The 17,445-nt window shown below is 44.2% G+C and carries 19 protein-coding genes and 1 tRNA gene; 13 read left to right on the plus strand and 7 right to left on the minus strand.

Features of this window, described 5'->3' with window-relative positions; translation table 11 throughout:
- The first annotated feature begins 2 nt into the window (after window positions 1-2).
- Complete coding sequence (locus tag OO016_RS04180; RefSeq protein ID WP_266011095.1) at window positions 3-1,073, plus strand: ion channel; 1,071 nt, start codon at window positions 3-5, stop codon at window positions 1,071-1,073.
- Window positions 1,074-1,167: 94 nt separating this feature from the next.
- On the plus strand, window positions 1,168-1,656 hold the full coding sequence (locus tag OO016_RS04185; RefSeq protein ID WP_266011097.1) for a nuclear transport factor 2 family protein: 489 nt from the start codon (window positions 1,168-1,170) through the stop codon (window positions 1,654-1,656).
- 76 nt (window positions 1,657-1,732) lie between these two features.
- Here OO016_RS04185 and OO016_RS04190 read toward each other — a convergent pair whose 3' ends face one another.
- The 3 genes from OO016_RS04190 to OO016_RS04200 form a co-directional block, all read right to left on the minus strand.
- On the minus strand, window positions 1,733-2,437 hold the full coding sequence (locus OO016_RS04190; protein ID WP_266011099.1) for a hypothetical protein: 705 nt from the start codon (window positions 2,435-2,437) through the stop codon (window positions 1,733-1,735).
- Window positions 2,438-2,534: 97 nt separating this feature from the next.
- Entirely contained in the window at window positions 2,535-2,927 is a 393-nt protein-coding gene (locus OO016_RS04195) for a DoxX family protein (RefSeq protein WP_266011101.1), read from the minus strand.
- Between the two features lie 114 nt (window positions 2,928-3,041).
- The gene (locus OO016_RS04200; RefSeq protein WP_266011103.1) at window positions 3,042-3,983 is read right to left on the minus strand and encodes a DUF5996 family protein; all 942 of its coding nucleotides are present in this window, start codon (window positions 3,981-3,983) and stop codon (window positions 3,042-3,044) included.
- Window positions 3,984-3,996: 13 nt separating this feature from the next.
- Between OO016_RS04200 and OO016_RS04205 the strand changes: the two genes are divergently transcribed.
- From OO016_RS04205 to OO016_RS04230, 6 genes are all read left to right on the plus strand, one after another.
- Complete coding sequence (locus tag OO016_RS04205; RefSeq protein WP_266011105.1) at window positions 3,997-4,923, plus strand: helix-turn-helix transcriptional regulator; 927 nt, start codon at window positions 3,997-3,999, stop codon at window positions 4,921-4,923.
- Between the two features lie 52 nt (window positions 4,924-4,975).
- Window positions 4,976-6,067 (plus strand): adenylate/guanylate cyclase domain-containing protein, encoded by a 1,092-nt coding sequence (locus OO016_RS04210; protein ID WP_266011106.1) that lies wholly within the window; start codon window positions 4,976-4,978, stop codon window positions 6,065-6,067.
- A gap of 112 nt (window positions 6,068-6,179) precedes the next feature.
- A complete protein-coding gene (locus tag OO016_RS04215) occupies window positions 6,180-6,344 on the plus strand; it encodes a hypothetical protein (RefSeq protein ID WP_266011107.1) in 165 nt (54 codons plus the stop codon).
- Between the two features lie 61 nt (window positions 6,345-6,405).
- Window positions 6,406-6,789, plus strand: coding sequence for a DUF5367 family protein (locus OO016_RS04220; protein ID WP_266011108.1), 384 nt, complete (start codon window positions 6,406-6,408; stop codon window positions 6,787-6,789).
- A gap of 48 nt (window positions 6,790-6,837) precedes the next feature.
- Complete coding sequence (locus tag OO016_RS04225; RefSeq protein ID WP_266011110.1) at window positions 6,838-7,332, plus strand: anthrone oxygenase family protein; 495 nt, start codon at window positions 6,838-6,840, stop codon at window positions 7,330-7,332.
- Window positions 7,333-7,369: 37 nt separating this feature from the next.
- Window positions 7,370-8,218, plus strand: a complete 849-nt coding sequence (locus tag OO016_RS04230) for an NmrA family NAD(P)-binding protein (RefSeq protein WP_266011112.1) — start codon at window positions 7,370-7,372, stop codon at window positions 8,216-8,218.
- Window positions 8,219-8,288: 70 nt separating this feature from the next.
- Here the strand turns inward: OO016_RS04230 and OO016_RS04235 are convergent, their stop codons facing one another.
- Window positions 8,289-11,555, minus strand: coding sequence for a WD40/YVTN/BNR-like repeat-containing protein (locus OO016_RS04235; RefSeq protein ID WP_266011113.1), 3,267 nt, complete (start codon window positions 11,553-11,555; stop codon window positions 8,289-8,291).
- 81 nt (window positions 11,556-11,636) lie between these two features.
- Between OO016_RS04235 and OO016_RS04240 the strand changes: the two genes are divergently transcribed.
- The 3 genes from OO016_RS04240 (at window position 11,637) to OO016_RS04250 (ending at window position 12,891) form a co-directional block, all read left to right on the plus strand.
- Window positions 11,637-12,209, plus strand: coding sequence for a RidA family protein (locus OO016_RS04240; RefSeq protein ID WP_266011114.1), 573 nt, complete (start codon window positions 11,637-11,639; stop codon window positions 12,207-12,209).
- Window positions 12,210-12,275: 66 nt separating this feature from the next.
- Window positions 12,276-12,347: transfer RNA gene (locus tag OO016_RS04245), tRNA-Arg, on the plus strand.
- A gap of 349 nt (window positions 12,348-12,696) precedes the next feature.
- A complete protein-coding gene (locus OO016_RS04250) occupies window positions 12,697-12,891 on the plus strand; it encodes a hypothetical protein (protein ID WP_266011115.1) in 195 nt (64 codons plus the stop codon).
- Between the two features lie 21 nt (window positions 12,892-12,912).
- Here the strand turns inward: OO016_RS04250 and OO016_RS04255 are convergent, their stop codons facing one another.
- Window positions 12,913-14,538, minus strand: a complete 1,626-nt coding sequence (locus OO016_RS04255; RefSeq protein WP_266011116.1) for a hypothetical protein — start codon at window positions 14,536-14,538, stop codon at window positions 12,913-12,915.
- Window positions 14,539-14,672: 134 nt separating this feature from the next.
- Between OO016_RS04255 and OO016_RS04260 the strand changes: the two genes are divergently transcribed.
- The gene (locus tag OO016_RS04260) at window positions 14,673-15,116 is read left to right on the plus strand and encodes a molybdenum cofactor biosynthesis protein MoaE (RefSeq protein WP_266011117.1); all 444 of its coding nucleotides are present in this window, start codon (window positions 14,673-14,675) and stop codon (window positions 15,114-15,116) included.
- Between the two features lie 3 nt (window positions 15,117-15,119).
- Window positions 15,120-15,545 carry a cyclic pyranopterin monophosphate synthase MoaC gene (moaC, locus tag OO016_RS04265; protein ID WP_266011118.1) on the plus strand — a complete coding sequence of 142 codons (426 nt, stop codon included), beginning with the start codon at window positions 15,120-15,122 and terminating at the stop codon, window positions 15,543-15,545.
- Between the two features lie 88 nt (window positions 15,546-15,633).
- On the opposite strand, the gene OO016_RS04270 is transcribed toward moaC, so the two are convergent.
- Together OO016_RS04270 and OO016_RS04275 are read right to left on the minus strand one after the other, a co-directional pair.
- Window positions 15,634-16,344, minus strand: coding sequence for a hypothetical protein (locus tag OO016_RS04270; protein ID WP_266011119.1), 711 nt, complete (start codon window positions 16,342-16,344; stop codon window positions 15,634-15,636).
- A gap of 42 nt (window positions 16,345-16,386) precedes the next feature.
- Window positions 16,387-17,328, minus strand: coding sequence for an NAD-dependent epimerase/dehydratase family protein (locus OO016_RS04275; RefSeq protein ID WP_266011121.1), 942 nt, complete (start codon window positions 17,326-17,328; stop codon window positions 16,387-16,389).
- Window positions 17,329-17,445: the final 117 nt, after the last annotated feature.

Here is a 17,445-nt window from a genome sequence, read left to right on the forward strand (position 1 = left end):
AGATGAAAAGGATAATTTTCTTTTTGTTATTGACTTTAATCCCGCTTTTTGGACAGGGCCAGGATATGGAAATTCTCCGTGTAGGGGTGGTACAGGAACCTCCTTTTGTTATTAAGGATGGGGGCGAATATTCTGGTCTTAGCGTTGATCTGTGGAATAGTATAGCCAAAGAGGCTGGTGTAGGATACGAACTGGTTGAATTCAATGACCATCTGGGACTGATCCGGGGCCTGGACTTTGAAGAAATCGACGTTTCCATTAACCCCATCCACGTAAATGAAATGCGACTGAACTTGTTAGAAGCCACTCAGCCCTTCTACGTTTCCTTTCTTGGGGTGGCTACCTCCCAGGCACAACATAGTCAGGTACGTGTCTTTCTAAAGAATTTCTTTTCCCTGCAATTTTTCAGGTTGATCTTATTGCTGGTACTGACCATTTTTGTTTTTGGCACCATCCTATGGCTGGTGGAAAGGAACCATAATCGTCGTCAGTTCCGCCCTAACCTGATTGGACTGTTTGATGGATTTTGGTGGTCTGCAGTGACCATGACAACAGTAGGTTACGGGGACAAGGCTCCAAAAACCAAAATGGGTAGGGCTATAGCCATGATATGGATGTTTACGGCTATTCTTATTATTTCGGCATTTACAGCTACCGTGGCATCAACACTTACGGTAGATTCCCTCAGTCGGAATATCGAAGACCTGCAGGATTTGCGCAATACAAACAATATTGCCAGTGTTTATGGATCTAGTAGTGAGGTTTTTTTAAAGCAAAACGAAATTCAACCCGGAGCCCTGTTCGATAATGTTGAAAATGCACTTTTGTCGCTCGCAGCCAGGAAGTCAGAAGTTTTGGTCTATGACAAAACGGTGCTGGATTATCTTATTGGCAAGATGCAGCTGGAAGGCAAGGCTTTTCTTCTGCCTATCAGTTTTAATCAGCAATACAACAGTTTTTTCCTCTCCAAGAATAGCGAACACCTGGAATGGATCAACCCCTTGCTGGTCCGCAAGATAAATGAAAGATCCTGGCAGGAACTGCTACAGGAATATAACTTGCATATAGAATGATAGTTTATAAGGCAGAGAGCCCGGATTTCAGATCCGAGCTTTTATAATTGTGATTTACCTATCTTTAATACGATAACCAAAAACCTGACCAAACATGAAAAAATTAGTTTTACTTACCCTCGCATTAATTATTATTTCCTGCCAGACCAAAACAGAACCGGAAGTGGTTGAAAAGCCCGCCAAGTCAGAATACATTAAAAAAGTTTACAACGCCTTTGCTGAAGGTGATGTGGAAACAGTTATGGCCAGCTTTACCGAAGACATTCAATGGAATGAAGCCGAGAATTTTATTTATGCTGATGGCAATCCCTACGTGGGAGGTGCGGCTGTGGGAGAAGGAGTTTTTGGCCGATTAGGAGCAGAGTGGGAATACTGGAACCTGGAAAATATGAAGTTCTTTAATGTAGACACCAATATGGTCCTGGTTACTGGGCGTTACAAGGCACTTAACAAGGCTAGTGGTAAGGAATTAGACGCTCAGTTTGCCCATTTGTGGACTTTAAAGGATTCACTGGCCAGTTCCTTCCAGCAATATACCGATACCAAGCAGGCGGCTGAAGCCATAATAGTGGATGCGGAATAGGCCCATTAAAAATATAAAGAAAGCCCGGATTTGAAATCCGGGCTTTCTTTATGCTTTTGGTGACCTTTTCCCTAATCTACCACTGTCCTAATTGAATGCGCAGGCCGGAACGAATAACGTCTACTCCGCCATGAGAATCCATAAACTCTTGCCATGCTTTATCACTGGCTTTCTTTTCTGCATCTGTACGCAACATGTCAGCACCACCCATGGCAGATTTGAAATCTTTAAATCCTTGAATTACCCAGCGATTTTCTCCCGCTGGAGAACGACCTGCCGTAATATTCCCCATTGCGACTGTTTCACCCTCCGGATTATTTTTGGAATGAAACTTTGCATATCCTTTATTAAAAGCATCTCCGTCCTTTACGTCCAGCATAAAATAACGCTGTACCGGATGGGGTGTTGAGTTATCTCCGTAACTGTCAATCACCCTTCCCATGGCCGAGCTAAAACCATCTTCCATATGCATGTTTACACGGGTAATGAATAGTTGCCAGGCATCATTATCGCCTCCTGAGTACATGCCTCCTATGGCATCGAGAGACCCGGCAAAAACAATGGAATGTGTAAAATTGTTACCACTGTCGTTAAAGTGGTTTTCATAAAGGGATACCGTAACCCCTTCGGGCTTGTTTTTGGAGTAATAGCCATCAACAAGATCGTAAACTGTGGAGACATCTTTTGCAGCTACGGAAAAATTGTAAATGGTAAAGTAGGTGTCCTGGGCTGAGAGGGAGAATACCATAAACAGCCCCAATAAGGTGCATAATTTTTTCATAATTGGTTGGTTTTAAATGTTATTGGATTAAGATAGCAAAAAAAAAATAGAAAGCGCGGATTTCAAATCCGCGCTTTCTATTTCCGTCCGCATATTTTCAGAAACCTTCCTGCTGGAAAATATCTAATACAATGATCCCTATAGATAACAGAAAAAACAATAGGGCAGGAAAAGACCGGATATTAGGGTCATTAGCACGGAAGTGCATGAATATGGCTCCAAGCATAAAAATTCCCATTCCTCCAGCAGCCGGGGTAGACAGCCCGTTATGCCAGATAGAAACCAGTAGAACGGAAGCCAAAAGTATTTTAATTGCTCCTATTAAGTACATGAGGCCCGGAGAGAAGCCGTAAACCTCGAATTCTTCTTTCATGGATTTGGCTCCACCTCCGCGATATGGTGTGGCCTTATTAAAGCGAAAAAACCAAACATTGATAATGCTTATAAAGATGATCACCTTAAAAGCTATGGATAGGTAAGCAAGAATCATTTATTATTTATAATTGGCCTTTTAATCGATTAATTAAAAGGGATAATGGTTGTTTGAGGATGAATATACACGAATTTTTATAGAAAGCGCGGATTTTAAATCCGCGCTTTCTATTTATAGATCTTCAAATTTAGGTACTGTCAAATCCTCAACAGGCCAATTTGCGAGTTTGGCTCCGGACTGATAGGCGCTTTCCAAAAAGGCGAGTACTGCTTCCCTGGGATCTTCAGACCTTCTTACCGAATCGTAGGATAAAAGTGCCATTGGGCTTCCATTGCTATCAACCCACTGTGCATCAACAGGGAGCAATGGCTCCTGATCCAGTTTGTCCGGGGAGGGGTAGGTATAGGAATAATACATGGGCTCCCTTACCATATCATCACCCACCCAGAATCCAAAGCTTATTTGCTCGTGAGAGTATGTGTCTTTTTCGAGGAGTCGTGCTGAGGCATCCATGGCTGGCAATTTTTTTCCAGAGAAACGGGTAACGGTCAGGTCCATATGATGCCAATAGATGTGAACAGGGCAGGTCTTGCCGTAAAACCGACCGCTGAATTCCTGAAAGACAGATTGATTCCACCGCATTACCTGCCAGAAACGATTGATAAAATCCCAGTCGTAATGATGGTATGTTGTAAGTTCGGCAAAAGGGGTTTCGATGTTTAAGTCAAAAGGTTTTTCCACAAATTCCGGATGCAAATCCAGTTCTTTAAGAATTGTACGGAAATCAGAATAAAACTGAGCAATGCTCGGGGAATCCTTCAATGAAATATGAAACTGCTGTCCTGATGAGCAATCAAAGCTAACGGCTTTCTCAGGGATATTAAACTCTATTTCCAGGCTTTCCATGCCATTTACAATCGGGATACCCCCTGTTCCAAAACCCCTGGAAGTAATATATATGGTGATATACCACCAGTGGTTTTTCCTGGGAGTAAGCTTCAATCGGGTCTTGCCAATAATCTGTAGGATGAGGTGTACAGTAAGCCGCGTATTGGCCCAATCTTCAAAAGGAAGTTCAGGCAAAGATATCTTTGGATTGAGAGATGAGTTCATAGACCATTGTTAAATGATCTTAAAGATACATCCTAAGGGTCACAAGTTCGTTTCCCTTTTGTTATTTTTGGGTATGACCCGTGATATCATAGACATACAGGACTTTACCATTCTGGTGGAAGAAGCCTTTTCGGACAAGGTTGTCGTAGACGCCTGTTCCTTTGATGAACCCGTTATTGCCGTAGCCCTCTACGGATCCGGTGATGTGCATCTGGATATGCGTTATGCAGATAAAAACAAAGAATACAACCATACCAAAGGCCTGGCCCTTTCTTTTTATGCCGATGAACACGTGGTTTGCGAGCATACGGTTTCTGCTGGAAAACCATTACAATGTCTTGTTATAGCTACTGCTCTAAAGAACCTGGATAAATTACCGAATGCTGAAGGGGAATTGTTTTCACAAATGTTAAACCAGCTGGTGCACCCTCAGGACCATTATGTAGAGGGACCAAGGTTTTTCATGAGCCCGGAAATGCAGGACCTTGTTAATGCCGTGTTTGAAAACAAATACGAGGGCAAAATGAAAATGATGTTTTTCCGAAGCCAGGTTACCTTGCTTTTGGCGCACTTCCTGGGACAGCTTTCCACCATGAAAGGGCCCTCAATAAAAGATTCGGAGCGGGAAAAGTTACTGGCCGCAAAATCCATTCTTGACCATAATCTCGATTCACCACCATCATTAACGGATCTGGCTCGCGAAATAGGGGTGAACACCTTCAAACTGAAAAAGAATTTCAAGGCCTTATTCGGTGTTCCCGTTTTTAAGTATCTTCAGGAGACACGATTAACCACTGCCTATGATTTGCTCAAAAACCAGGAAGCTACGGTTCAGGAAGCAGCCTGGCAGGTGGGTTACGACAGCCTAAGTTCATTTTCCAATGCCTTTACCCAGAAATTTGGATACCGACCAAGCCAGGTCAGAACCACTACCTCCTAGTACGTCTTTTAGAAAACAGAAATCCTCTTACATTTGAATCATGGGTTTTAGTATGTCTCCTAAGACTAAGAGAAATATTCAGCGCATTATTCCCTTTGGCATAATATGGCTGTTTATTGGCTGGTTCGATTTGGTTACCGATGCACTTGCGACCGGGAATAAGAACACCAATCCCGGAATTGAGATTACGCTTACCCTCGAAGTGTTTGTTTTTGCTTCTGTGGCAGTGACCATAACCGGGTTAATCATCGGAACATTAGAAGTCTATTGGTTTAAAAACCTGTTTGCCAGGTATAGTTTTACAAGAAAACTGCTTTCTAAGTTCCTTTTCTATACTTTTTTCCTGTTTCTCCTGATTTTTATAATGTATCCACTGGCGTCTGCCATAGAATTAAGAATTTCTCCTTTCAGTGATGATATTTGGGACAGATTTATAGGGTTCTTGGGTAGTGGCCTATTCTTAAGTACTGCCATAAGTCTGGCATTCAGTACTTTTTTGAGTCTTTTTTACGCTGCTATCAGTGACCACCTGGGGCACAGGGTTCTTTTTAATTTCTTTACGGGAAGATACCATCAGCCGGTGGAAGAGAAGAGGATATTTATGTTTCTGGACATGAAATCGTCAACCGCCATTGCGGAGGAACTGGGTCACCTGACCTATTTTGAACTGCTACGATCCTATTACAATGTATTGTCCGGGGCGATTATTGAATATGAAGGCGAAGTATACCAGTATGTCGGTGACGAGATCGTCATATCCTGGGAATTGGATAAAGGTATAAGCGGGGAAAATTGCCTCAGTTGCTTTTTTGCCATGCAGCGGGACCTTCAGAACAAAGCCTCCTATTTTCAAAAGAGGTATGGAGTTGTTCCAAGCTTTAAGGCCGGTTTGCACGTTGGCCCTGTAACCACGGGAGAGATAGGAGCCTTAAAGCGCGAGATATTCTTCACTGGTGATGTTCTGAATGTGACAGCAAGAATACAGTCCTTATGCATTACTCATAATACTGATCTGCTGATCTCGCACAGCTTACTGGATTTACTTAAAGACCCTCCTTCTTTTACTTTCAGCTCACTTGGACCCCTTAACTTAAAGGGCAGAGCGCAATTTATGGAATTGTATTCAGTTACAAATAAGCCCTGATCGCCCATAAATAAAGGGTTACTCCTTTTCGAACAAATCTTCCTCCCTTTACAACCAACCATCCTCCCCGGACTACTGCAATTTTGTCTCAGTAATAATCAATAAGTTGATCATGAGACCTAATAGAAATGTACTTCAGACACATCTAATACTTCCACTTGGATTTGGCTGGACCTCCACTAAACAGTCCTCCAGCTCCTCAATTTCACAGGTAGATAAGGTGTCTAAATCAGAAACAGAAGGGCTGCTCCTTCTGGAACAAATCAAAATGCTTTGAGGACAAATGATCAGAGGTGAGCTAAAATACTTTTGACCTGTAAACATTTAATCAAATAATTATGAAAACTAAAAGAGCAATTTCAATAGGTGTAGCAATCTGGTTTTTGGCAGTATTTGCATTCACCTTATCCTTTTACATCCCCCTGCTGGAGGATTATGAACTACAGGCTAACCTGGTTGTTGGTCTGGTCTTGATTCCCCTGACCTGGTTTGGTGCCCATCTTTACTATCGCGCTGAGCAAAAAAGTCCCGGATTAAAAATCGGACTGGCAATGCTCCTTACTGGTGTTATCCTGGACGCTACTGTAACAGTTCCATTGCTCGTGATACCAGCTGGTGGATCATACTACCAGTTCTTCACGGATATATCCTTTTGGATCATAGCAATACTATACCTGTCAGTAGTAAGCCTGTATCATAGGATAAAAATGAGTAAGGCATAAACCCGCAACCAACAACAATAAACCATCAACCCAAAACAAAACACAATCATGGAAATCTCTATAAAACTTGTAGTAATAGTCATAGCCACCCTGTTAACCGGATTGTCAGCCGGACTCTGTTTCACCTGGTCCAACGCCGTTACCACCGGATTGGCTAACCTGGACGATCTAAGCTATCTAAGGGCATTTCAGCAAATGAACAGGACTATCCTTAACCCAACCTTCTTTCTGGTCTTCTTCGGACCTGTATTCCTGGGGGCATTAGGTGCATACCTGATTCGAAACGGGAATCCTGCGACTTTCTGGTCAGTACTCACTGCAGTTTTACTGTATTTCTTCGGGGTAGCTCTGGTTACGGTATTCGGTAATGTACCCCTGAATGAAATGGTAGACAAGACAGATCTCGCAGAGATAGGAGCAGAGGCGGCTGCCTCATTGAGGAAGAAATTTGAAAACCCCTGGAATTCTTTTCACCGGGTAAGAACCTATATATCAGCGCTATCCTTTCTTTTATTACTGCTTAGCCTGGTCTGGAAATCATAATTAATCTAATACAAATCAAAAATTTAAAAGTAAAATCATGGAAAACAACAAATATTTAGTTCTTGGAGGAACCGGTAAAACCGGAAGAAGAGTAGTGCAAAGATTAGAGGCCCTGGGTCATGAAGTACGAGTAGCCTCGAGGTCGTCAGAACCCTCATTCGACTGGTCAAAACCGGAAGGGTGGGAAGCCGTACTGGAAGGAATGGATAAAGCCTATGTTGCCTACTATCCGGATCTTGCGGTACCAGGATCCAAAGAAGCGATTACTAAGTTAGTAGAGGTGGCAGAGCGTACCGGCCTGAAAAAAATGGTAATCCTTTCTGGACGAGGTGAACCCGAAGCCCAGGAATGTGAATTGATCGCCTTAAATTCCAATATCAATACCGTAGTGGTACGTGTTGATTGGTTCATGCAGAATTTTAGTGAATATTTCTTCCTGGATCCGATCAAGGCTGGGGTACTGGCGGCTCCAAAGGCTGAAACCAAAATTCCTTTCATCGATTTGGATGACGTTGCCGATGTAGCCCTTAAGGCCCTTCTTGAAGACCGTATCACCAATGAAGTCCTGGAGCTTACGGGTCCTGATCTCATTAACTTCGAAGAAGTGGTAGAAGAGATTTCTAAGGCCACTGGCAGAGACATCCAATATATCCCGGTAAGCATTGAGGAGTATACCCAGATGTTGCGCGACCATAAGGTGCCTGAAGATTTTATCTGGTTGATCACTTACCTGTTTACCAATGTCCTGGATGGCAGGAATGCTTCAACAACCAATAACATTGAAATAATACTGGGAAGACCGGCTAAATCTTTCTCAACCTTTGCGAAAGAAATAGCTGCTACCGGGGTATGGGACGTTGCTATTCCTGAAACGGCAGGAGAATGAACGTTTTTAAGTAGCTAAAAATACAAAAGGGGCTCCTGGAGAGCCCCTTTTTCTATTTACGCTTTGACTATTAGTTCTTGATGCCCTGCCCCAGTATATAGGGAGCACCAAGACGTCGCAATTCGTTTTCCAGTGCTGGAATTGTACTTGTACTGATGGTGCTGATTTCAGCAAACATGCCATTCAACATAGTATTGGCAATTTCAAGGCTTTGCCTGTGAAGTGGGGTGGGGCCATAAGTAGTTGACAATCCCCTCATCGCCACTCGCATATGTGATCCTACGCTAGGTGGATTGCGTTCTCCAATTTCACTTCGGGAACTATTGCCGTTAATTTTTTCTTCCATTACATACAACTGTTGCTTTAGGTCATACAATCGTTTGTCTAAGCTTCCAGGTGTTACATCAGTACGTGAAAGGGCTACCTGCATGGCTTTAACTTTATCCATGCTCTCATCAAAGGCGTCACTTGCAACATTTACACGGTCCTGTAAAGCTTCAATTTCTGTTATGTACTCATTGAATTCATCATACGAAACGCCTTTTAAAGTACCTTCCCGTAGAGGAACTACCTCAAAGGAAATAGGCCCGTCCAGCGTCGTTACCTCACCTTTGTCTTCTTTCATCAAAGTAGCATTATAGGTACCCGGTGTAACCATAGGTCCGGATGAAGACCATCCGCCTCCGCCTCCCGACTGTCCTGGTCTGATAGCACGATTGCTTGGGTGCCTCAAGTTCCAGGCTACTCGATTTATTCCCTTTTTGGTTTTTCCTTTAACCTTTCGGATTACATTACCCTGCTCATCTTTAACAACAACCCAGATTTTGACACCCTCTTCACGGCGTTCTTCCTCCAAAGCATCCCAGCCGGGGAAGGGGATATCCCTGTTCTGTTTTTCAAGGGCTTTTTCAGCCTCCTTTCGTTTCTTTTTTATCGTTGGATATTCATTAGAAAGATGATAGGTAAACCAGGCTCCGAATTCTGGATTTTCGGCAAAATAGTAGTCCCCACCGGTATTACCGATAATGTTTTTGGGAACATACCAATGGGCTTTTTTGGTAGGGAAAAGATGTCCTTCCTTTTGTCTGGTTTCTGCATTAATATCACGCATCGCACTGTAATCATCCAGTACAAAAAAGCCCCGACCAAAGGATGCACCAACCAGGTCATTTTCGCGTTTCTGGATTACGAGGTCACGGAAAGGAATAGTGGGAGCACCCGGGACCTTACTCCAGCTTTTACCGCCGTCGAGGGAGGCATAAATTCCCAATTCTGTACCCGCAAATAGCAGGTTTTTATTCACGTGATCCTGTACAATACGCCATACCAGCATACGTTTGGGCATATTGCCGGTAATGGATTGCCAGCTTTGTCCGCCGTCTGTACTCTTGAATAGGTAAGGGGAGAAATCTCCTTCCTTATGGTTGTCCAGGACCACATATACTGTATTGGCATCAAATAGATCTGCTTTGATGTCATTTACAAAACTCCTCGAAGCCAATCCCATACGGGTTACCGGAATACGATTCCAGTTCTGGCCTCCATCGGTAGATGCCTGGATAAATCCGTCATCTGTTCCGGCATAGAGTACACCTTCTTTCACCGGAGATTCGGACAGAGAGGTAATGGTGTTATAATTAGACATCGCACCTACATCCCAGGCATTGTCCCAGCTTTGCTGTTTCCCCATAATGGGGAGGGTAATACGCTCCTCATTTCGGGTAAGGTCTCCGGAAATTGGAGTCCAGCTGTCGCCACGGTCTTCAGATTTCCATACCCGCTGTGAAGCAAAATACAAACGAGATGCCTTATGAGGACTTACCAGGATAGGAGCATCCCAGTTAAAGCGCTCGAAATCTTCTCCTGCCCTTGCCTGAGGTTGAATAAACACTTGTTCGCCAGTAACCAGGTCGACACGGTGAAGACCACCTTGCTGGGTTTCGGCATAAATGATATTGTTGTATTCCGGATCCGTAGCTGACTGATGTCCATCTGCCCCAAGGGTTTTATACCAGTGGGCATTGCGTATTCCCTGACGCTCATCGGTGCGAGAAGGACCTCCGGCAGAACCGTTGTCCTGGGTACCCCCAAAGATGTGGTAGAAGGGTTCTGCATTATTTACGGCCACCTTGTAAAACTGGGTAAGGGGCAGGTTTTTGATATAGCGCCAGGTTTTAGCCAGGTCAAAACTTTCATAGATACCGGCATCCGTGCCTACCAGAAGATAATTGGGATCGTCTGCCCTGAAGTTGATAGAGTGGTTGTCAGAGTGCTTGTCGTCTTCCTGAAGCTGGACAAAGGTCTTGCCCCCATCTTCTGAAGTAAGGATACGTACATTCATGAGGTAGAGCCGGTCGAACTTGTGAGGACTGGCATAGAGCTCCTGGTAATAATGGGGACCCGTGGCTCCGGATACTGTATTAGACATTTTGGTCCAGGATGCACCACGGTTTTCTGAGCGAAATACTCCCCCCGTAGTGCGGTCCAGTTCTATAGCGGCGTATACCACATCAGGTTGCTGGGGTGAAATAGCCAGGCCTATTTTACCCATGTTCGACTTCGGTAATCCCGTCTTCAATTTTTCCCAGGTAAGTCCTCCATCTTCTGAGCGGTGGATCCCAGAATCCGGTCCACCTCCCATCAGTGCTGCTACGGTACGATGCCTCTGCCAGGTGGCCGCGTAGATCCTGTCAGGGTTGCGGGGATCTATCATGATATCGGTAACCCCGGTCCATTCGTTGCCACCAAGGGTTTTGTTCCAGGTTTCACCGCCATCAGTGGACATATAGAAACCTCTTTCTCCGCCTTTGGTCCAAAGCGGGCCCTGTACCGCAACCCATATAACATTCGGGTTGTCCGGGTGCACGATAATCTCCGAAATGTGTTCGGAGTTTTTCAGGCCCATATTTTCCCAGGTTCGTCCGCCGTCCTTGGAACGGTAGATCCCATCACCATAACCTACGTGGCGGCCACCTACGTTTTCCCCTGTACCTACCCATATGGTAGCGTGGTTGTTGGGGTCTATGGTAATGCATCCTATGGAATACGAGCTTTGCTTGTCAAAAAGCGGTGTCCAGGTAGTTCCGGAATTAACGGTTTTCCAGACACCTCCGGAACCTACGGCCACGTACCATATATCGTCATCTTCCGGATGCACCGCAATATCCGCAATCCGACCCGATAAAAATGCGGGACCAACATTTCGCAGTTTTAGGTCACCCAAAGCAAGGGTTTCTTTTTTCTCGGGTGCCGCTTTGGCCTTGCGCCTCTGAGCATTAAGATTAATAGAAACACTTAAAATCAATAGGAAACAGAGATAGGGTAGTAATTTTTTCATGGTTTTCATTTTAGTTCAGTGTGAAGTGATTAAATTACGGAATAATGAGGAAAGATTAATCAATTTCAATCGAAATCACCTGTGAAGACATATGCTTTTCCCTATGTTGTATTTCTTGTCCTTTTAGTGGGATGTAATACACAAATCAAAGAGGATCAATTACCAGAAGTTAAAAGTGAAATCCCTTCAGATTACGATCCGGAGGAACGACTGTATGAGTTAGGGATAGTATTGCCTGAAGCAGGTAATCCCGTAGCAAATTATGTCAACGCAGTACAGGCGGGGAACCTTATGTTTCTTGCCGGGAAAGGCCCCCGCAAACCAGATGGAGGTAATGTTACGGGCAAGCTTGGCGCCGATTTGACTATAGAGGAGGGTTATGAAGCTGCCCGCTTGGCGGGGATTGCACAGCTGGCTGTACTCAAGGCAGAATTGGGAAATTTGAATAGAGTAAAACGTGTGGTGAAAGTAAAGGGAATGGTCAATGCAATGCCAGAATTTACGGACCATCCAAAAGTGGTTAATGGTTACTCTGATCTTATGGTGGCTGTTTTCGGGGATCGAGGGAAACATGCCCGTGCAGCTGTAGGCATGGGATCACTTCCTTCCAATATAGCCGTGGAAATGGAAATGGTGGTTGAGGTGTTTGATTAGATCAATTTTCTCCTTTAGACTTGTGGGATAGCCCAGAAATGCCTTATTTTTGTGTCCCGTTTTTCTGGCCTCATAGTTCAATGGATAGAATAGAAGTTTCCTAAACTTTAGATCCAGGTTCGATTCCTGGTGAGGCTACGGATAAGCAGAAAAGGCCTTTGCGAAAGCAAAGGCTTTTTATTTTTGGCTTTGGACCGAAGAAACGACCTTCTTAAGGTCTTAACCAAAAATAAAACCAACTGTGCTACAGTTGGACTTTTCTATTTTCAAAACGAGAATCAATCAGGAACAGCGCAGCTATCTCCTGGTGAGGCTACAAATAAGCATAAAACGCCTTGGTGAAAGCCAAAGCGTATTTTTATTTTCAGACTGAGTTCCTTTCAGGAATAGCTCAGCCAGTTTTGGAGAATGAAGTCAAGTTACCTTTCCAAAGGCTTGGTTATGTACCTTTTATTGCCTTACTTAATAGTGCCAAAAGCCATTTGTAATGAAGGATGAAGAGAAAAAGGATTCCATTACCATTCCCAAGAAAGTCATTGCAGGTATAGCTCCGGTAGCGGCTATTGTTGCCATTCTCCTATCCAAGGACAAGGTGGGGGAAATGTTCTTATTCCTGATAGGGGTAGGCGCAGGGATCATGATCGGAGTAAGCTGGATGAAAGGGAAAAGCAGAACATCCTAAGAAGGTTCATGTTCTTATTCCTTAAAGGAATATAAATGCCAATAGGATCAGAACAATGATGAGCAGTCCGATTACGGCCACTATTTTTCCTGCCCTATTACCCGCGTCATCAGAGAATTCCTGTGCCCTTTCAGATTTTCTGAACAAACCACGGTAACCCATTGCAATTAAAGAGCCGAACAGGATTATATACAAGGCATGTATAATATTCGCTACGGCAGTCCTGTCTACGGGTACTATGGATTCTCCTTTTTCATTCACCACATTAAAGGCTAAATCCACTTCTGAAGTCGGGGTTGCAAAAAGGGTTAGTTCTTTATTTTTTGTGCCGGGAAAAATCCAGTTTTCAAAGGGTTCCTCCTTCGCCATGGATATCCCCAGGTACATGGTGCTATCCATCAATATGCCACTGTTTGTTTCCTTGTATTGCCCATAGATGTCGTACTTGAAAAAGCCAAGGGTGAAGCCTGCTTCATTATTTGGTTGGGTATTATATATTACCAGGGTATAATCGCCCGTTTTGGGAAGGTTGATGCTTAATATAAATCCGGCATTGTCGTCCAGTAGTTCCAGCTCCCATATCCCGGTTGAAACATATCCGGATTCCTCCGAATAGGTGAACATCAGTGATTCGTTTTTTTGGACAGAGGCATCGAAGTTCAGCACCGGAGTCATACTTGTCAAGGAATCAGGGGGGCTTAACAAAGATTGTGACCCCTTGAGCATTACCTGATCACCCTTATTGCCGCTAAAACTAAATTTCAGGGTTTCCTGAATATTCCCGACTACAAATTGATTATGAACCAGCCTGAGTTTTTCAGAAGGCTGAAAATATTCCGACCGGCCTTCCAAACGGGCTATTGCGTAATCCCATGCAGGATCATAAATGGAATCCCATACAGCTACCTTATAATCCCCTTTTTCCGGTAGCGTGAGGACAACCTTTTCAACCTCCATCCCCTTACCATGCTCATCTACTTCTGTTGGCGTTAACACAAGATAAATGCCGAACCCTATACCAATAAGTACATAACAGATGAGGTGGAGGCCTAAAGACACCATTCTATGATACTGCAACTCCCTGGAGATATAGTTGACCTGTATGATGATAAACCATAGCAAGGTCAATAAAAACAGAAAGAGGGGAAACATTGATAAATAGGTTTCTTCGGATAAATTTCCCCAGTCGAACTGGTCTGCCAGCAGATAGGCAAAAAAGGAGAGCATCAGGGGTGAAAAATAATAGCATTGCACGTAGAGGCTCTGTAAGATGTTATCTCGCTTAATGCCACCTTTTCTGAATAGTTCAATGACCAGGCCAAAAAATAAAGGAAGTGCCAAAAAGAGAAATCCGGCAGGCCCCTGCAGCCGCTGCCCGAAACTACCACCACTTTCGTCGTAATCCGGGGCAATAATCAGACCCGAATCCAGCAAAACAAAGAGGACCACAGAAATGGCCAGGAATAGGAGGATAGGGGACATGTAAGTTTTAAACTTTTCCTCACTGCGCAATTGTTCCTTGATATACCCCGGGGCCCACTTCGGGTCTTTGATGATTTTGTAAATGGTCTTGGGAACATAGATGATCCACAGGAGTAGCTCCACAGCCAGGAGTTCTATGCCCTTTATGATATTGATGATGTTCATTGGTTGTTGGTTGTTGGAATAGAGCTATGAATGTACCATATAATTGTTTTTTCTCCAATTATCCGGATTTGAACTTATATGGCTTGTCTGCAATCTCAGGAATCTTGAGTATTTTAGTTCATTATTCATTGAGTATGAAAAGTAAAACCATTAAAAATGTATTCCGTGAAGGGGCCATCACCCCGGAATTTATAGCCAATTCCATTGCCAAACATCAGGTGAAGACCCAAATTGGGGCACATGACATCTTTCTGGGGCAGGTGCGTGCAGATGTCATTGAGGGCAAGGTAGTCAAAGGCATCGAATACACGGCTTATGAAGATATGGCCAATAAGAAATTCCATGAGATCCGGGAGGCGGCCTTTGAAAAATTCGAACTTAGCTGTATGCATATCTACCACAGCCTTGGGGTGGTGGAATCTGGAGAGATTTGTCTATTTGTTTTTGTTTCATCGCCCCATCGCAGTGAAGTATTTGAAGCTTTGCATTATATAGTGGAAGAGATCAAAAGCCAGGTGCCTGTTTTTGGCAGGGAACTGTTTGAGGATGATTCCTATCAATGGAAAGTAAACACTTAAATTATGGTAGACATTACACATAAAGAACCCACGCTACGCACAGCAGTGGCACAGGCTGTCCTTGAAGTTGGCAGGGCGGAAACGATCGCTGCCATTAAAGAAGACCGTGTACCGAAAGGCAATGTGTTTGCCATGAGCAAGGCGGCAGGCCTGCTCGGGGTGAAGAAGACTCCGGATCTGTTACCGGATTGCCATCCCTTACCCATTGAATACACAGATGTTCAATATGAAATTTCAGGGCTTCAGATCAGAATACTTATTACCGTAAAGACCATCTACAAAACGGGGGTAGAAGTGGAAGCCATGCATGGTGCCAGCGTGGTAGCACTGAATATGTACGACATGCTGAAACCGATTGACAAGGGTATAGAGATCAAGAACATCAAACTCCTTAAAAAAACAGGAGGAAAGTCGGATATTGGAAAATAAAAAGGCCTCTATTGAGGTTTTTTACAATTCCCGCGCCACAGTATTAAAAGATTCTCGCGTAACTGCTTTACTCGAATGGAGTTTAAGCCTACTTCCTGCGGCTCCAAATCTCGTACATGGGCTCCCCCCGACTGTTTTTCCCCTGGTGATGCCAGTCATCCCCATTAATATTGTACAGGAACTTCAGTTTGGCACCAACGCGGTTGTTATCCCTTGAGAAATACTGTATGTACTCGGTATAATTGCCATCTTCAGCAGTGTAATGTCCACCTCCTGTTCCTGAAAACCGGAAGGTTTCTGTATGGTAGGCTATCCATTGGAAGCGTCCGTCCATAAGAAATTTCATGGTCTTTCGGGGATTTTCTTCTCCCCGGCGGTCCTGTCCTGTATCCGGGCCTCGTGTGGCAAAGAGCCACTTCCCGTCCAGGTCCTGAGCTAGGGAAGCACCCTTTTCAAATTCCAGGGTTGTTGCCAGTTTCAGTACCAAAACATCGCCCTCCAGGATATAAGGAATGCTCAGGCTTTTTATGCTATCCTGGGCATATTGTGAATTGAACTCGAGTTTTATGTCTAACTTCCCGTCAGTACTATTATAAAAACCCCCCAGTGTTTTTACGAATTCAGGAGGGGATTCCCGGTAAACCGTGTGCACAAGATAATTGTCATCAAGTTTTAGCTCGTGGATCAGGGTTTTATCACCTTCGGATTGCCTGGCCATATAGACTCCTCTGTTTATCTGAGCATTGGCAATAGTTGCAGTCAACAGGAAACCTAAAAAGATTCGTAGGGAAGATCTCATAATACAAATTTTAGAGGATTTCCTAAATTAGACAATATTTCCCTACTTCCCTAGCTGAGTTAGCATTTCCAAACTGGTCTTTTCAAGGTTGTATTCTGCAGACCAACCCCAGTCTTTTCTCGCCTGTGAATCGTCAATGCTTTCCGGCCAGCTCTCTGCTATTGCCTGCCGGAAATCCGGTTCGTATCCGATTTCAAATTCCGGAAGATGCTCCCTGATGCTGCGGGCAATTTCCGCAGGGGTAAAGCTCATGGCAGCGAGGTTATAGGATGAACGAATGCTGAGTTGGTCAGGATCGGCTTCCATCAATTGCAAAGTTGCCCTAATAGCATCTTCCATATACATCATTGGCAAGCGGGTATTTTCCTTGAGAAAGCAACTGTATTTTCTGGTTTCCAGGGCTTTGTGGTATATGTCTACTGCATAATCGGTGGTGCCGCCGCCGGGAAGGGTTTTCCAGCTTATCAATCCAGGATAGCGAACACTTCTCACGTCTACCCCGAATTTATGATGGTAATAGGAACACCAGCGTTCACCAGCCTGTTTGCTTATCCCATAGACCGTTGTGGGCTCCATAATACTGTGCTGCGGTGTATTTTGTTTAGGGGTATTGGGGCCAAATACCGCAATACTGGATGGCCAGAATACTTTTTCAATTTTCTTTTCCTTGGCCAGGTTCAGCACATTGAAGAGTGAATTCATATTCAGGTTCCAGGCGCGAGTTGGAAATTTTTCAGCTGTGGCACTGAGCATTGCCGCCATAAGGTAGATCTCATCCACTTCGTAGTGCATTACCACATCCTCAACGGCCCCGTAATCAGTAGCATCCAGTAGCTCAAAAGGCCCGGATTCTGATAGGCTATCACTGCCTTCCCGGATATCGCTTGCAATAATCTGAGACCCCTGGTATTTGTCCCTTAGCCTGAGGGTAAGCTCCGTGCCAATTTGTCCACAGGCCCCTAAAATCAATATAGTTTTGTCCATTCCGAACTTATTCCAAATAGACCGTAAAGATAGCGTATTAGCGAAAAATCAGCGCTACCAATCCAGGCATAATCCGGGATAGTTTGTGTTCACCTCCCCGCTCAAAAGCACGTTAAA

Origin of the sequence: Lentiprolixibacter aurantiacus (assembly GCF_026241225.1) — a bacterium.
GTDB lineage: Bacteria > Bacteroidota > Bacteroidia > Flavobacteriales > Flavobacteriaceae > Lentiprolixibacter > Lentiprolixibacter aurantiacus.

Excerpts from the sequence above, each read along its gene's own strand:
- OO016_RS04180 (WP_266011095.1), top strand. The coding sequence starts at position 3 with ATGAAAAGGATAATTTTCTTTTTGTTATTGACTTTAATCCCGCTTTTT.
- OO016_RS04185 (WP_266011097.1), top strand. The coding sequence starts at position 1,168 with ATGAAAAAATTAGTTTTACTTACCCTCGCATTAATTATTATTTCCTGC.
- OO016_RS04190 (WP_266011099.1), bottom strand. The coding sequence starts at position 2,437 with ATGAAAAAATTATGCACCTTATTGGGGCTGTTTATGGTATTCTCCCTC.
- OO016_RS04195 (WP_266011101.1), bottom strand. The coding sequence starts at position 2,927 with ATGATTCTTGCTTACCTATCCATAGCTTTTAAGGTGATCATCTTTATA.
- OO016_RS04200 (WP_266011103.1), bottom strand. The coding sequence starts at position 3,983 with ATGAACTCATCTCTCAATCCAAAGATATCTTTGCCTGAACTTCCTTTT.
- OO016_RS04205 (WP_266011105.1), top strand. The coding sequence starts at position 3,997 with ATGATCTTAAAGATACATCCTAAGGGTCACAAGTTCGTTTCCCTTTTG.
- OO016_RS04210 (WP_266011106.1), top strand. The coding sequence starts at position 4,976 with ATGTCTCCTAAGACTAAGAGAAATATTCAGCGCATTATTCCCTTTGGC.
- OO016_RS04215 (WP_266011107.1), top strand. The coding sequence starts at position 6,180 with ATGAGACCTAATAGAAATGTACTTCAGACACATCTAATACTTCCACTT.
- OO016_RS04220 (WP_266011108.1), top strand. The coding sequence starts at position 6,406 with ATGAAAACTAAAAGAGCAATTTCAATAGGTGTAGCAATCTGGTTTTTG.
- OO016_RS04225 (WP_266011110.1), top strand. The coding sequence starts at position 6,838 with ATGGAAATCTCTATAAAACTTGTAGTAATAGTCATAGCCACCCTGTTA.
- OO016_RS04230 (WP_266011112.1), top strand. The coding sequence starts at position 7,370 with ATGGAAAACAACAAATATTTAGTTCTTGGAGGAACCGGTAAAACCGGA.
- OO016_RS04235 (WP_266011113.1), bottom strand. The coding sequence starts at position 11,555 with ATGAAAAAATTACTACCCTATCTCTGTTTCCTATTGATTTTAAGTGTT.
- OO016_RS04250 (WP_266011115.1), top strand. The coding sequence starts at position 12,697 with ATGAAGGATGAAGAGAAAAAGGATTCCATTACCATTCCCAAGAAAGTC.
- OO016_RS04255 (WP_266011116.1), bottom strand. The coding sequence starts at position 14,538 with ATGAACATCATCAATATCATAAAGGGCATAGAACTCCTGGCTGTGGAG.
- OO016_RS04260 (WP_266011117.1), top strand. The coding sequence starts at position 14,673 with ATGAAAAGTAAAACCATTAAAAATGTATTCCGTGAAGGGGCCATCACC.
- moaC (WP_266011118.1), top strand. The coding sequence starts at position 15,120 with ATGGTAGACATTACACATAAAGAACCCACGCTACGCACAGCAGTGGCA.
- OO016_RS04270 (WP_266011119.1), bottom strand. The coding sequence starts at position 16,344 with ATGAGATCTTCCCTACGAATCTTTTTAGGTTTCCTGTTGACTGCAACT.
- OO016_RS04275 (WP_266011121.1), bottom strand. The coding sequence starts at position 17,328 with ATGGACAAAACTATATTGATTTTAGGGGCCTGTGGACAAATTGGCACG.